This is a genomic window from Nostoc sp. UIC 10607, assembly GCF_047228265.1.
Classification (GTDB): domain Bacteria; phylum Cyanobacteriota; class Cyanobacteriia; order Cyanobacteriales; family Nostocaceae; genus Nostoc; species Nostoc foliaceum_A.
The window spans coordinates 163,479-179,478 of sequence record NZ_JBIQNW010000006.1; the positions used below are offsets into that span (position 1 = coordinate 163,479).

General features: G+C 41.9%; 11 protein-coding genes. 8 read left to right on the forward strand and 3 right to left on the reverse strand.

Annotated elements, in window-relative coordinates:
• Positions 1-115: 115 nt before the first annotated feature.
• Together ACEYW6_RS08150 and ACEYW6_RS08155 are read left to right on the forward strand one after the other, a co-directional pair.
• Positions 116-490: an NINE protein gene (locus ACEYW6_RS08150; protein ID WP_412979311.1), complete on the forward strand. Its 375-nt coding sequence runs from the start codon at positions 116-118 to the stop codon at positions 488-490.
• A 14-nt stretch (positions 491-504) separates the two neighbouring features.
• Positions 505-1,038 carry a helix-hairpin-helix domain-containing protein gene (locus ACEYW6_RS08155; protein WP_196510849.1) on the forward strand — a complete coding sequence of 178 codons (534 nt, stop codon included), beginning with the start codon at positions 505-507 and terminating at the stop codon, positions 1,036-1,038.
• 101 nt (positions 1,039-1,139) lie between these two features.
• Here ACEYW6_RS08155 and lepB read toward each other — a convergent pair whose 3' ends face one another.
• Positions 1,140-1,712, reverse strand: coding sequence for a signal peptidase I (gene lepB / locus ACEYW6_RS08160; RefSeq protein ID WP_190892856.1), 573 nt, complete (start codon positions 1,710-1,712; stop codon positions 1,140-1,142).
• Positions 1,713-3,369: 1,657 nt separating this feature from the next.
• Between lepB and ACEYW6_RS08165 the strand changes: the two genes are divergently transcribed.
• Entirely contained in the window at positions 3,370-4,278 is a 909-nt protein-coding gene (locus ACEYW6_RS08165) for a polysaccharide deacetylase family protein (RefSeq protein ID WP_412979312.1), read from the forward strand.
• Between the two features lie 167 nt (positions 4,279-4,445).
• Here ACEYW6_RS08165 and ACEYW6_RS08170 read toward each other — a convergent pair whose 3' ends face one another.
• Both ACEYW6_RS08170 and gltB read right to left on the reverse strand, forming a co-directional pair.
• Entirely contained in the window at positions 4,446-5,189 is a 744-nt protein-coding gene (locus ACEYW6_RS08170; RefSeq protein WP_412979313.1) for a class I SAM-dependent methyltransferase, read from the reverse strand.
• Between the two features lie 366 nt (positions 5,190-5,555).
• A complete protein-coding gene (gltB, locus tag ACEYW6_RS08175; RefSeq protein ID WP_412979314.1) occupies positions 5,556-10,298 on the reverse strand; it encodes a glutamate synthase large subunit in 4,743 nt (1,580 codons plus the stop codon).
• A 761-nt stretch (positions 10,299-11,059) separates the two neighbouring features.
• Here gltB and ACEYW6_RS08180 point away from each other — a divergent pair.
• The 5 genes from ACEYW6_RS08180 to rpsG all read left to right on the forward strand — a co-directional run bounded on the left by ACEYW6_RS08180 (position 11,060) and on the right by rpsG (position 15,896).
• Positions 11,060-13,114: a phosphodiester glycosidase family protein gene (locus ACEYW6_RS08180; protein WP_412979315.1), complete on the forward strand. Its 2,055-nt coding sequence runs from the start codon at positions 11,060-11,062 to the stop codon at positions 13,112-13,114.
• 272 nt (positions 13,115-13,386) lie between these two features.
• Positions 13,387-13,806 carry a cupin domain-containing protein gene (locus ACEYW6_RS08185; RefSeq protein WP_012410234.1) on the forward strand — a complete coding sequence of 140 codons (420 nt, stop codon included), beginning with the start codon at positions 13,387-13,389 and terminating at the stop codon, positions 13,804-13,806.
• Between the two features lie 256 nt (positions 13,807-14,062).
• Positions 14,063-14,392 (forward strand): HesB/IscA family protein, encoded by a 330-nt coding sequence (locus ACEYW6_RS08190; protein WP_412979317.1) that lies wholly within the window; start codon positions 14,063-14,065, stop codon positions 14,390-14,392.
• A gap of 126 nt (positions 14,393-14,518) precedes the next feature.
• Entirely contained in the window at positions 14,519-14,902 is a 384-nt protein-coding gene (gene rpsL / locus ACEYW6_RS08195) for a 30S ribosomal protein S12 (RefSeq protein ID WP_012410236.1), read from the forward strand.
• A gap of 523 nt (positions 14,903-15,425) precedes the next feature.
• On the forward strand, positions 15,426-15,896 hold the full coding sequence (rpsG, locus tag ACEYW6_RS08200; RefSeq protein WP_190892864.1) for a 30S ribosomal protein S7: 471 nt from the start codon (positions 15,426-15,428) through the stop codon (positions 15,894-15,896).
• The last annotated feature ends 104 nt before the right edge of the window (positions 15,897-16,000 follow it).

The window sequence follows — 16,000 nt, forward strand, 5'->3', positions numbered from 1 at the left end:
TTTCTTTAAATACTAAATTGTGTGTGGGGCTTCCCAGCTAAAAGTCTGAAGGGAAAGGCAGAGTAGATGGCTCTCTGATTGTAGGAACTGTGGTATTGGTAAATTTATTAGAAATATGTTGACTAAGCGTAAAAGCCGAAGTGTTGCCGCTGTCTTAGCTTTTTCTGGCACGCTGACAATTTCAGGATTACATAAATTCTATCTGGGACAGCCGTTGTGGGGTGTTTTGTATGTGTTGCTTTCCTGGACACCTATTCCCAAGGTAGCTAGTGCCATTGAGGGAGTTTGGTATTTAGCCCAAGACGAAGAAGCTTTTGATCGTAATTTTAATCTAGGGAAGTCAACGACAAGAAACTCACAAAGGGTGAGTAATCAGGTAGGAGCGATGGCTGATGCAATGCGTGAATTAGATGCTCTGCGCCAGGATGGACTGATTTCAGAGTATGAGTTTGAGCAAAAGCGCCGCCAATTGCTAGACCAGATTTCTTGAGGTAAGTGACAACCATGAATAACTGGCTACCTTTGAACCCCAGACTGCAAAAACTCCGCGCCAAACTCCTCAACGATCCTTACTATCGCCTACAATCTGGAGAAGAAATTCAGATAGCAGCAAAATTAGGTATCCGCATTGATGCTAATCAAGCCACTGTAGATGATTGGTTACGCCTACCAGGTTTGTCAATTCACCAAGCGCGATCGCTTGTAGAACTTTCGCGTTCTGGTGTTAAATTTTACTGTATTGAAGATATTGCTGCGGCTTTGGCTATACCAGCGCCGCGTCTGGAGCCATTAAAGCCTCTGCTGAATTTTATTTATTATGACCACGAATCTCTAGAAAGTCCTACGCATATAGTTAACCCAAACACAGCAACAGTTGAAAAGTTAGCACAAATTCCATTTATAGATTTGTCTTTGGCGCAAGCAGTGGTGCAAAATCGGCAATCAGCCGGGCCTTACCGTAACCTGGCTGATTTCCAACGGCGGTTGGAGTTAACTGGTGATGCGATCGCCCAACTGATGTATTATTTAAGGTTTTAAGTTAGAAGTTTTAAAATAACTCCTAACTCAGCAAATTTTAGATTTTGAATTTTGGATTGAAGGAAAAGTCTAAAATCTAAAATTGAATGATTCCTAACTTTTTAAATGAACCCAATGCGGTCGAGAGGCCAAAAGCGAAACGTTGCCCGACCGATGACATTTTTTCTGGGTAAAAAGCCCCAATAACGAGAGTCATTACTATCGTTGCGGTTATCTCCCATGACAAAAAATTCGTCTTCTGGGACTTTCACTGGTTGATATGGCTGATTTGGTGGTTCAGCGATGTAGTCTTCTGCCAAGGGTTGACCGTTAAGGTAGACTTTGCCAGAAGCAACACTAATTACCTCACCAGGCTGGCCAATAACCCGCTTTATGAAAGCTTGGTCTTTAGGATATCCCCGACGTTGTAGTTCTGCGGGTGGCTGAAAAACAATAATATCCCCAGTTATGGGAGGGTGAAAATGGTAGGATATTTTTTCCACCACCAAGCGATCGCCTGTATGCAAGGTGGGCAACATCGAATCAGAAGGTATATAGCGGGGTTCGGCAATAAAAGTCCGGATCAGGAACGCCAAACACAATGCGATCGCAATTAAAATCAGATTTTCTTGCCAACTACGCCATACTTTTAACGACGCACGCTCTTCTTTTGCATCACTTTCGTGAGGAACCATAAAACTTTCTAGCCAGTTTAAGAAGTGGGACAAATACCTTGATTATTTTGACTCAAAAGGTATACTGATAAACAACATGGGTTCTGCATAAACCCATACAGATATTAAATAATACAGTTAGCGCATCTACCAAAGATAAGCAAAAGTGCTGTAAATAAACTATCACCTGCCTAAGGCAATATAAGCTAAATAATTAGGATTTTTGGATAGATGATTAAAAATCATAATTCTAATTGCTGCAATTATAAGGCAAGTTATTAAATAATTTTCAGTTTTGCTTCCTCCTGCTAAAAAATTAGTTCCACATTGTTAGAGCGGTACAGCCAGTCGGTTTTTTGTTGGAGCAGAAAATTGGTCGTTGAGTTGCAAAAAAAGTTTCCTGAATGTCTTGAAATATATGCTTCATTTTCGCTGAACACTAAGATGTTTATTCCATTATTCCAGTAGAGTAGTTTATCTACTTTTTGCGAACGAATAAAAATATGTTTTTTCATATGTTGTGTGAGCAAAAAATCTGCCCATAAAAGGCTCATATCCAGCAATTACCTGGAAACCTGCTTGGGTCTATATTATTAAGTAATGTTACGTTTATTTTAAGGTTATTTAATGTATTTTTAGATACACAAATATAGCTTGAGCAAGTGTAATTAGTAAAAAATCCTTCATAATAAAGGTAGAGTATAGTGTTTAGTATAGATGTATACTACATGAACGCAATTTTAACAACTAGATTATAAATAATGTAAGTGATTTACGTAATTATACGGTGACATTATATATTAGATTGTACTATTAATAATATATCAATCTTCTTTACTATCAAGAAGAAGCTACTAGCAATTGAAGCTTAAGTACCAGCATCAAAAATAGAGTTGAACTGCCGATAAAATTATTTTTGCTGAATGAGTTAAAAGTATCTAGATTAACGAATACATGCCCCTTGGCAATGAGAAACTATATTGAATCAATTTTCGTCTGTTTATTTCATAGAAAATACAAGGCAACATTCTGCCAGTTAAAAATTTAACTTTTTCTTAAAAAAGAAGCAATGGCAGCAGGCAGTAAGATATATCTTATCAAGAATAGAACTAATAGTTTATTAGACTCTTTTTTGAAAGATACACCATCCCTTTTAATTAATTTTGTATGCTAACCAAATAATTTACTAAGCTGTAAATTATACAACTTTCCTGTAAGAAAGTCTTGCTATAAAAACCTCAGCTAGCGAAAAGTTCAAATTGTCGGGCGCGATAGTTGAGCTACATCTTATTTGTAAAGCTATAAAACTTGAAAGGATAATACTGCCTTAGCAGTGAAGTTAAAGACAGTAATTAAAAGGGTTTTGGGGTGTAATTAATTATCTGATTGTGCTCCTTCTTAGAGCTAGCGGTAAGAATGTGGAATTGCAGACCTTGCCTTTTATGAATGGTTGACATTCAACAGTACCAAGTACTATATAAGCGTTTTTCCAAATCTAGATGCTCTAGATTTCAGTTAAAGCCGTATAGTCTGTTTTTTTGATTGTAAATTTCTATTAGTCCAATTCCAATTGTCAGGATTAGCAGAAAGCAGATGGTATCTAAGATATCTAAAAAAATGTGCTATAACGTACCGTCATAACCGTGGTTGATGGTTCGATCTTTGAAGGAGCTATGAGGTGGAAAACAATAAGTCATTTCTGTGGCCAGAAGGAATATTAATTGCACTGCTTGCTTTATGTGGTGTTTTTAGCCTTGCTTTCATGATGCTTCTAAGGCCAAATCCTTCAGAGGCTCAGAGCCAACAAAATATAAATGTGAAGGATGTAAGTGCAAACATAGGAACTCAGCAGCGCATTGAGAAATTAAAGGCGACGATGCTTACAAGTTGGCAGCAAGAAGCACAAACAAAAGGACTATCTTACGCTCTACCATCACGTTTTCAAGGGGCAATAGTTAAAGCGGCAAAACTCACTAAGGCGGAGAAAGTAATTGCTCTTACCTTTGATGATGGGCCTTGGCCTCAGACCACAGCGCAAGTGCTAGATATTCTAAAATCAAATAATATTAAAGGGACGTTTTTTGTCGTTGGGCAAAACCTAAAAAATTATCCAGAGTTAGGAAAGCAGATTGTCTCTCAAGGTCACGTCATTGCCAACCATACTTGGCATCACTGGTATCATTCCTTTAATCCACAAGCAGCAGCTTTTGAAATTGACCGCACAACAGACCTAATTTATCAAATTACAGGTGCTAAAACAAATCTCTTCCGACCGCCAGGTGGCAACCTGCACAATGGATTAGCTGCTTATGCTAAAGGTAAAAAATATGCCGTGGTCATGTGGTCAGCGGACTCCATAGACTATAAGTTGCCAGCTGTACCAAAGTTGATCGATAACGTGATTAAAGATTCAAAGCCTGGCGGTATTGTGCTAATGCATGATGGTGGTGGTAATCGTTCCAAAACTGTACAAGCTTTACCAGAAATTATTAGCAACTTCAGAAAGCAAGGCTATCGCTTTGTGACTATTCCAGAACTTTTAGAAATGGAAGATGCAGACCAAAAGCTACTTGCTAACAAAAAGTAATTATTAATTATAGGTAATTAGTCAATAGTAATTGACTAAAAAGTAAAATTATATTTTTTACTTATAATGGCTTATTTATGACTGAAATTTAGACAGTTCTAGGTGCGAAACTAAAGAACAAATCAACTGAAAACTTGACAAATAATCTTGGTTATTGAAATGACGGTTTAACCCAGCAATGGAGATGCAATAACTGTCCAAGCTGCCATATATGTTCCAGCGTACTTATTGGAATAGTCAGTAGTGCTATCGGGAACAAACCAGTCAGGAGTTTTCTTCTGCTGTCTAACTTTTTTGTCCAAGCCAATTTGTAGAGAAATATTCTCGTAAACAATTTTTGCATTTACAGCTTTCAGCAATTCTTCTACCAAATTTTGTAGCCATTCTGCCCGAACATAAAGATTATGGGATGGATGATCACCATAAGCAAAAGGTACAATAAGCACCAGATATCCTTTGTCGCTTATTAGTTTGTCCAAACAGAATTGAACAAGCTGTTGATCGTCATTTTTTTCTAGTGTTTCCTTGTCGACATTATGAAATAGTAATCCGGCTAGCACGACAGCATCAAATTTTTGATTTTCTGAAGCAAATTCTGGCAGTATTACCGATAAATCTTTGGCAGTAAACTTCTTGTTGGGGTATAGCTTTGAACAGTACTGAATCGCAGCTTCACTGTGATCTATCCCAAGGTAATCACATCGCTCAGGTAGATATTTGTTCAAGGCCCCATTGCCACATCCTAAATCTAATAAAGAGAATGAACGTTGCTTAAAAGCCTCATCGAGATACCAAACCGATGGTGTGTATCGGGTAGCATTTTCAGAAGATTCAAAGTATGAATAATAATCATCTTGAAAACGTTCTTCTTCAGAAGTTTTGCGATCGGGAGCTTGATCTTCTATAAGCATTTTTATAGACAAATCCTACTTTTTGGGACACATTTATATGGCAGTTTACCAGGATTTAGGTAATGCCTTCTATACTCAATTAGGTAGATTTCAGGACATTGTTGATCTCAACTTTATTACTTGCACTTTCACAGGATTTGATTGCTCAGACATTTTTGTTGCTTTAGTCTAAAGTCCAATTATGAATTAATTAATGAATATTTCCCCTTTTTTAGGGGGAATATTTTTTTCTCTCTACACTTTTTTTAAGGGGTAAATACAGGTGACTGCTTTGGATGCCCAAAGCAGTTTTCGCAGAGTACCTGTTTGTGCAATTTCTCCGACGGGAGAATGGCTTAAGACCAAGTATGAAAACAGTTACAGTTACTAATGACTAGTCACTAAACTTAACTCGGTTGTTTCTTTTTCAGGATCAGCTTCTGCACTATCAGCTTCAGAAGGCGGAACCAACTGCCAGAATTTCGGCAAAAATTCTTGCCAATCTTGGAGAATTTTCTTCGCCTTTAGTGAACCAGTTCGTTCCCCATGAGTTTTAATTAACTCTTGCAGTTGTTTTGCACCTGCTTCTGTAATCACCCTCTGGATTTTGACAATTTCCGGGTTGACTAATTCACGAAATGAATCATCTTCATCCAAGAAGTACGCTAGTCCACCAGTCATCCCAGCAGCTACGTTACGTCCTACTTTGCCGAGGACGACAATCACACCACCAGTCATATATTCGCAGCAGTGATCCCCAGCGCCTTCAATCACTGCTATCCCTTTGGAGTTTCTTACAGCAAAACGCTCTCCTGCTAGTCCGTTGGCAAATAACATGCCACCAGTAGCACCATAGAGGCAAGTATTGCCAACTATCACGTTTTGTGATGCCTTATAGGTAGCATCGGTTGGAGGTTTGATGATTATTTCACCACCATGCATCCCTTTACCTACGTAGTCGTTTGCCTCTCCTTCCAGGGTCAGAATTATACCAGGGAGGTTGAAAGCACCAAAGCTTTGCCCAACACTGCCTGTGAAGTTGAGATTAATTTGTCCTTTAAAGCTGCTGTCACCATATTGAGAAGCGATCGCTCCCGCTAATCTTGTGCCTACTGTTCTGTCAGTATTGACAATAGGGTAAGTCTTGGTGACAGTAGACTGGTTGCGAATGGCAGCCTGAATGTCGGGATCGGCAATCAATTTGTCATCCAAAACCACGCCGTTACTGTGGACTTCTTCATGCAGCAACCAGCTACGATTGTCTCTGGTATCTGGTAGCTTAAGTAAACAATCCAGGTTCAGCGATCGCGTTTTGGTGAGTTTTGCCTCTGGGCGCAGTTTCAACAAATCTGCACGTCCAATAATTTCTGACAAAGAACGGTAACCTAGTCGCGCTAGCAGACTACGCACTTCTTCGGCGATGAAGTAAAAGAAGTTAACAACCTGTTCCGGCATTCCCGTAAACCGCTTGCGGAGTTCTTCTTTCTGAGTAGCAACACCCACAGGGCAAGTGTTCATGTGGCAAACTCGCGCCATGATACAGCCTTCAGCAATCATGGCGATGGAGCCGAAACCGAATTCTTCACCGCCCATCAATGCACCTATTACTACATCCCAGCCACTCTTGAGTCCGCCATCTACGCGCAAAATCACGCGATCGCGCAGGCTATTTTCCATCAAGACACGATGCACTTCACTTAAACCCAATTCCCACGGTGAACCTGCGTGTTTAATCGAACTTAGTGGCGATGCACCTGTACCACCATCATGTCCAGAAACCTGGATAATATCAGCGTTTGCCTTAGCTACACCAGCAGCGATCGTGCCAATGCCTACTTCTGCAACTAGCTTCACCGATACCTTTGCTTTGGGATTAATTTGGTGCAGATCAAAAATCAGTTGCGCTAGGTCTTCAATGGAATAAATATCGTGGTGCGGTGGTGGCGAAATCAGCGTTACACCTGGCTTCGAGCGCCTTAACATCGCAATGTATTGGCTCACCTTTGGCCCTGGTAGCTGTCCACCTTCTCCAGGCTTGGCACCTTGGGCAATTTTAATTTCAATTTGTTTGGCGTTGACTAGGTACTCTGGCGTGACACCAAAGCGTCCCGATGCAACTTGCTTAATGGCACTATAGGCTTTATCACCATTCCGCAATCCTTTTAAATGAGGTAGGGTTGGCGAGTGACCAGACTCGTCTACATCATCTAGAACTGTATAGCGCACTGGGTCTTCGCCACCTTCTCCAGAGTTTGATTTACCGCCAATGCGATTCATGGCGATCGCTAAAGTTTCATGAGCTTCTCTTGACAAAGCGCCTAAAGACATGCCGCCGGTGCAGAAGCGCTTGACAATTTCAGTTACCGACTCCACTTCTTCTATAGGAATTGGGGTGCGATCGCCTTGGAAGTCTAGCAAGTCCCGCAAGGCAGTTACTGGCCTACCTTGGAGATGCTTTTGGTAGACTTCGTAGTGGTCATAGTTTTTGCCATCTAAAGCCTTATGCAGCGCCTTAACCATTTCTGGACTATTCATGTGGTACTCGCCGCCAGGACGGTACTGCACAAAGCCCAGGTTTTGTAACTTATTGGCAGTTACTTCTGGGAAAGCTTTGCAGTGGAAGGAAAGCACTTCATCAGCTAGTTCACTAATACTCAAACCACCGATACGGGAAGTCGTACCACGGAATCCTAATTCGATTAAATCTCCACCGATGCCAATAGCTTCAAAGATTTGGGCTGCTTGATAGCTGGAGAGCAGAGAAATTCCCATCTTGGAGAGAATTTTTAGCAAACCTGACTCTACTGCTTTGCGATAGTTTCCTAAAGCTTGTTCTAGGGTGAGGGTTGGAATTTTTTGCACACCCATTAACTTTTGAGTTTTGGGATCAGACCACCAATCACGCACCGTATCTAAAGCCATATACGGGCAAACTGCACCAGCACCGTAGCCAATGAGACAAGCAAAGTGATGAGTACTCCAGCATTGGGCAGTATTGACAATCAGGGATGTTTTCATTCGCAGCCCTTCCCGAATCAGGTGATGATGTACAGCACCCACTGCTAACAGGGGAGGAATGTATGTATCTTCTGGGCTGATACCGTCATTTCCCTTATCGCTTAAGATTAAAATCTTTGCACCTGCGCGGACTGATTCAGCTGCTTGTGCTTGTAAAGATTGGACTGCGGACTTTAATCCTTCAGGGCCGGTAGCGATCGCAAATAGGGTTGACAACTCAGCGGTGGCAAATCCTGACAGCTTAATTGCCTCTAACTCACCATCAGTTAACACTGGCGATTCGAGCTTCAATCTCCGAGCATATTCTGGCTTGGGTTCTAATAAGTTACCTCGTTCACCCAGTTCGACTTTCAGAGACATCACTAGCTTTTCCCGTAGGGGATCAATTGCCGGGTTTGTCACCTGAGCAAAGCGCTGTTTGAAATAGTCATAAAGCAGGTGGGGTTTTGTTGACAGCACTGCTAAAGGAATATCATCCCCCATGCAGAAAGTCGGCTCTGAACCTGCGATCGCCATTGGATGAATCACCATTTCCACATCTTCTGTGGTGTAGCCAAAGGCAGTTTGACGCTGAAGTAAGATTTGCTTGTCAATACTCAATTGTCCAGGGTCATTTGTCATTTGTCCTTTGCCATTACCATTTGCTAATGACGGATGACCGATCCCTTCGGGGTTCGCCAATCGCTCATGGGGGAGATCCCCAAGACCGCGTTGGCTCACCAATGACTTTAATTCTTGACGGTACTGTTGCAGCCATTCTCCATAAGGGTGCTGCTTGGCAATCCGCTGTTTAATCTCCCAATTCTTCAGCACTTCATGATTTTCTAAATCCACGGCAATCATTTGCCCTGGGCCGAGTCTACCTTTCTCGACAATATTCGCTTCTGGAAAGTCCACTACACCAGCTTCGGAAGCTACTACAATGTAATCATCTTTAGTGATCACGTAGCGAGCTGGTCTTAAGCCATTACGATCTAGTGTTGCACCAACTTTTTTGCCATCGCTGAATACTAAAAGTGCTGGCCCGTCCCATGCTTCTTGTAGACCGCTGTAATATTCGTAGAAATCAACAATTTCTGGAGAGTCACGTAAAGAAGGCTGATTTTGGTAAGCCTCTGGAACCATAATCATTAAAGCTTCCAAGGGACTGCGTCCAGAGGACACCAGCAATTCCACTACATTGTCTAGGGTAGCCGAGTCGCTGTTATCAATATGAACTAATGGCTTGAGTTCCTGGATGCGATCGCCCCATACAGGATGATTCAGGCTAGCTTCTCGTGCCATCATCCAGTTGATGTTACCCAATAAGGTATTGATTTCGCCGTTGTGCCCCAAAAGCCGCATTGGTTGAGCTAGGGGCCACTTGGGCATCGTGTTGGTACTAAAGCGACGGTGATAGACAGCAAAGGCACTTTTATAAGCTGGATTTTTTAAATCCTCATAAAAGCTGCCCAATACAGCAGAACGCACCATGCCTTTGTAGACAATCGTGCGGCTTGACAACGAGCAGATATAAAATTCTTCTGAGATGTTGGTTGCAGCTTTACTAATTCGGCGGCGGGTAATGTACAACTGCCGTTCTAATTCATCGCCGCTTTTGTCAACAGAAGCTAACAAAACTTGTTCAATCTGGGGTTGATTTTCTCTTGCTTGTACACCCAGTAAATCAGGTTGCACTGGCACTACTCGCCAACCCAGTACAATCAATTTTTCTTCGGTCGCTACTTGCTCAACTGTCGCTCTAGCTTTTTGTGCTGCTTGTTGGTCTTGTGGTAGAAAGATCATCCCAACAGCTATATTATTGATGGATGGAAGTTCCTTCCCCCTTTCGGCAAAGTCTTGTTGAAACAACTCCCAAGGGATAGCTGTCAATACTCCAGCACCATCACCAGAGTCTTGATCGGCGCTACAACCTCCCCGGTGTTCTAAGCAGGTTAAAGCAGCTAAGGCTTTTTCGACAATTTCGTGGCTGGTATGATTTTGGCGATGAGCAATAAAACCTACACCACAGGCATCTCTTTCCTCTACTAACCACTTTTGCCCCTGATAGGTATCTCTTGAATTTATATCCACTGTGATTTGTTGGTCTTGATTCATCGGTTTATTATTCATACCCTGTTCCTGAAGTATTGAGTTACCAATTTTGCCACTACGTTATGGAAAAAATTTCTAAATTCCGCGATGGAAAAATATACAAGCACCGAAATTTAGGGAAAAAAAATTTTAACTTCGGTTTTACTTTGTTAGTTGACCCGTGTTAAAATGTTTACGTATCTTTATGTATTTATGCGGTGTTAGACAAGTTACCTCCGCCAAGACATCATTTTTGCCCTGACAGTTTCTTTTTTATATTGTGAAGCTAAGTATTTTCTCAATTCCCTTTTTCCAGATGCACGCTAGCTACTCATAGAGCCTATTTCGGCTCACCTGAAACAAAACTAAAACTGAACGCTGTACTATCTTTTAAAGCCAAAGCCATCCTGATCCAGCAATAAAATCAGCGTATTACAATATATACCCATTTGACAATTCCCAAATATCTTTGCTGCCTAGAGTTTTGCTGCTTATAGTAGCCGCATGTATTACTATTAACTAGACCTTACTGAAGTAACTTTCAGTGAGGATTGAATATCTTAATCCAGTTTTGATAACCAAAACTACCGTGTATAGTGTGGTTAGAATTAGTGCTAGTTAAAACACTTGATTGCAGTGGCTTTAGCGTCTAAATAAATTGGCTGATGCCTAAAAGAGATGACTAGCCAATATATAGAATACCATGTTTTTTCAAAAATAAACTCATGTTATTTTTATATTTCCAAATAATTAGTTAATTTATACCTTGGGTCATAGTTTTCAAAAGTACTAAGTAAATTATGGTAAAAATGCCGAATTGTTGCCAATCAGGGATTAGCGATGGCTCCGCCAATGCCAAGGGCGATCGCAGATTTTTCCGGGCTACTGTGTCACCAATACTTTTAACATTACTGTGCTTAACTACTACCTGTGCTACCAACGCCCAGGAGTCTCCAAAAAATTTCCAATCAATACTAAGGCTGATCTCCCAGTCACCTGCACCTCCTTTAACAGGTGTAGTATCCTCTGGTAATCAAATTTCCCTCAATGGTCGTACTTTACCAGGAACTTGGTTGCAACGACCTGGAAAATCTGGTCAGGTGACAACTCATCTCAGTGATGGGGTATTTAGGCAATTAATTGGAGTAAATTTCTTAAACAGTAGTAATTCAGCGAAGCAACCAATACAGTGGTTTTCATCGGTAACAAAGCCACTGGTTTTAACCACCAGGCTACTAGGAGCATATCGCTATCTGGATATTAGTAATTTTGCTCAAACATCTGGATGGCAGATCCAAACCAATGGCAATACCTTGGTAATTACTACCCCAAAAGCACAAATTACAAATATTATTCAGAGCCAGGAACGTCCAGAGGCAAGTGCCCTTTTGCAACAAACTCGGATTCTTGTCGATTTAGACCGTCCAACTCCCTGGCAAGTTACACAAGGATCAGTTATTAAAAAAATTCAAACTTCACCTTCTGATCCAGACACACCAACTCCCAAATCCACTGTACCGCCAAATCGAGAGTGGACAATTACCCTGGATGGAATAGCCGATCCCGTTTTGATAGAACGCTATACACCGCAGCCACCAGCAGCAGCACCAACATTGCTGCCAAACCTGCTCAAACAATTATTACCAACTACACCAACACAACCAATACCGCCAGCCCCTGAACCACTGATTCAACAAGTAAAGGTGGTCAAAAACCAAACCATTATTAGTCTGAGCGTTCCCTTCGGTCTATCACCTCAAGTTAGTAGTGTCGCTAACCCCAATCGCCTGATTATCGATATTCGACCCGATCCCCTAGAAGAACGAGATATTACTTGGGCCCCAGGATTGCGCTGGCGACAGAATTATGTAAACTTAGGCACAGAACGCTTCCCGGTTGTCTGGTTAGAAGTTAATCCCCGTAAATTTGGGCTAACGTTGAAACCCATGTGGGCTAGTCCTGATGGGCTTGCGGGTACTGCTCCCTTAATTCAAACAGCACAACGTTACTTAGCAGTAGCTGGAATTAACGGTGGTTATTTTAACCGCAATAACAGATTGCCCTTGGGTGCAATTCGTCAGGATGGTCAGTGGTTATCAGGCCCCATTCTCAACCGGGGCGCGATCGCTTGGAATGATTCTGGCCAATTTTACTTCGGTCGTCTTACCTTAGAAGAAACTTTAATCACGGCAAATAATCAGCGCCTACCAATTCTGTTTCTTAACAGCGGTTACGTCCAGAGTGGCATTGCTCGTTACACTCCAGCTTGGGGAGCAACTTACACGCCCTTGACGGATAATGAAATTATCCTATTGGTACAGAAAAACCAAGTTACTCAACAGTTACCAGGGGGGAAAGTTGGTGAGGCAGCGGTTCCTATTCCCCAGGATGGCTACCTACTAACCTTACGCGCCAACGCTGTTACTGCTGCCTCACAGTTACCTATTGGCACCGCAGTAAGCATTTCCAGCAGCACTGCTCCCACTGATTTTAGTCGTTATCCCCACATTATCGGAGCTGGGCCGCTGTTAATCCAAAACCGTCAAATTGTTCTTGATGCCAAAGGTGAAAAATTCAGCAATGCCTTTATTGCCGAAAAGGCTATTCGTAGCGGTATTTGCACAACGGCAACAGGCACACTCATGATTACTGCCGTGCATAATCGTGCAGGCGGCTATGGTCCTAATTTGGCAGAACATGCCCAACTGATGCAACAGATGGGCTGTGTGAATGCCCTAAATTTGGATGGTGGTAGTTCTACCAGCCTTTATTTAGGAGGGCAACTACTTGACCGATCGCCTAGTACTGCTGCTCGTGTTCATAACGGAATTGGTATTTTCCTGAAACCACGATAATGAGGGAGTAGGGAGTAGAAAAATCTCTTAATCACCAATGCCCAATGTCCAATCTTTTTTTAAAGTTTAGAACAAGCTGTCATTTTGCTTGATGAAGACTTGGTGTAGATACAAGAGTTTTAGTAGTGATGATTTACACCGTCACGTTTGATTTTGTTATGTTTGTCAAGGTGCAACAAAATTGCTGATTTCCAACCTTGCAAGATAGCGCCAGATTTTTTATCAATAGTTAAGAGTACCAACGGTTTGTTATGTCTTCAAATGAGGTAACTATGGCTCGATATCAAGAAACTACACAGACTGACACTCTACACCTACCTTCAACTATCACTTCCAGAGGCGTTGCTGCAACTGAGTTACGCCCTTGGGGTGCTTTTACAGTTTTGGAAGAAGGGCGCGGATACAAAATCAAGCGCATTGAAGTTAAGCCCGGACACCGCCTCAGTCTACAGATGCACCACCACCGCAGTGAACATTGGATTGTCGTCTCTGGTACAGCTAGGGTGACTTGTGGGGAGAAAGAAGTACTACTGAGCAATAATGAGTCAACCTATGTACCTCAATGTACATCTCATCGTTTAGAGAATCCTGGCGTAATCCCTTTGGTATTAATTGAAGTGCAAAATGGCGAATACTTGGGTGAAGATGATATTATTCGCTATCAAGATGACTATGCCCGTACCAAGGATTAAAACCAAAAAAACGCCATTAAAGCTCTAATCGCAAAACCAAATACATTTTTGTGCAAACCGTCTTTGGTAACCACTGCACGCCAGAAGTCCCTACCTAGTTAAGGTGGGGACTGAAGCATGTTACTGTTATAAATATAGTAATAGCGATCGCCTCATGGCTTCGGTAATTTGGAATTTTCGAGGAGCGAGACTTAAACCATCTGTCTGTAAAATGAAGATAGGGTATTTAATAATTTAATTGCGGAAAACGAGTTCCATGATTAATCTGAGTCAAGCAGCCGCGAGTGAAATTGGGCGAATTCAGTCCAAGCAGCAGCCAAATGTCTTGTTTAGATTGGCAGTCAAACCAGGCGGTTGTTCTGGATTCTTTTATGATATGTCCTTCGATGAAGCAATAAAAGTTGGCGACCAAGTTTTCGACTTGGATGAGATTCAAGTAGTTATAGATGCCACAAGCTTAAATTACCTCAATGGTTTGGGGGTCGATTATTCAGAAGATTTAATGGGTGGTGGTTTTCGCTTCCACAATCCCCAGGCAATAGCAAGCTGTGGCTGTGGTAATTCCTTCTCCATAGCTAATCAATAGTCCTTAAATTAGCGATCGTTTGCTAATAACAAAAGAAAAATTACAATTGACATAAAACACTAAAAAACGATATAATCAGGATTTGTTAAAACTTAGACATATAAGCAGCTTTACGCGCTGTAACTCATGCCAACAATACAGCAGCTAATACGTAACGAGCGCGAACAAGCGCGTCAGAAAACCAAGTCCCCGGCTCTGAAACAATGCCCCCAACGTCGGGGAGTTTGTACCAGAGTATACACGACCACACCAAAGAAGCCTAACTCAGCTCTACGCAAAGTAGCAAGAGTCAGACTTACATCTGGATTTGAAGTCACAGCTTACATTCCAGGTATTGGTCACAACTTACAAGAACACTCAGTTGTGATGATTCGTGGCGGTCGGGTTAAGGATCTACCAGGCGTGAGATACCACATTATTCGTGGCACCCTAGATACAGCCGGAGTCAAAGACCGCAAACAAGGCCGTTCCAAGTATGGAACCAAGCGTCCTAAAGAAGCGAAAAAATAGGATTAGGCGATTAATCGCATCCAACACGATTAATCGTCTACCTTAAAGCGCCCAAGGACAAAAAACTATCAGGGTCTGTGTTCTAACAGCAGTTATGAAAGCTGCTCAAGTCTGTTAAAAAAAATCAAGCTACACCTACACTAAGCGAGCAAGTGTAGAAGTTCTGAGGAGAATGCTGTAACCCACAGCATAATTCTAATCTGGACATTAAAGTTTAGAATCTTGTCGCCTTGAGTATTTAGTTGCAAATAGCAAGTCAATGAATTTTAGATTTTAGATTTGCAATTTTGGATTGGTCGAACCCACAAGGGGATGAGGCTTACAGACTTTTGATTTTTTCCAATCCTTGTGGTCGGAACATCTACCAAAAACTCTAATCCAAAATTGGCAGTCAATTAAGTCAGCCTTGCTGCAACAGTCGAAAACAAAATTGAGAAAGTCTGAGGGTTGGGTTCCACAGCTTTTAGTTTCCGGTGTCTGATAGCATATAATTTCGTTGCCAATTCCGAATTAAAGGTGAAGTATGTCTCGTCGTGGTGTTATTCAAAGGCGCCCAGTTCCGTCTGACTCCGTATATAACAGTCGCCTTGTGAGCATGATTATCAGACGGATCATGCGTCATGGCAAGAAATCACTTGCCGCACGGATTGTTTATGATGCATTAAAAACTATTGAAGAACGCACTGGTAGCGGTGCTTTGGAAACCTTTGAAAGAGCAGTGCGAAATGCCACGCCTTTAGTAGAAGTAAAAGCTCGGCGAGTAGGCGGAGCAACCTACCAAGTACCAATGGAAGTGCGTTCAGAACGGGGCACGACCCTAGCACTGCGTTGGTTAGTGCAATATTCCCGGTCTAGACCAGGCCGGACAATGGCAAGCAAATTGGCAAATGAGTTAATGGATGCTGCGAACGAAACTGGTAATGCCATTCGTAAACGCGAAGAAACGCACCGAATGGCGGAAGCTAACAAAGCATTTGCACACTATCGTTACTAAGTAGAAAAGCGATATATCGCCTTGCCGAAGCGGTATATCGTGGATTTACAAAAAAGACGGTTTTCCGTAAAAGTATAGAATCTTAACAAAGAGTAATATACAAG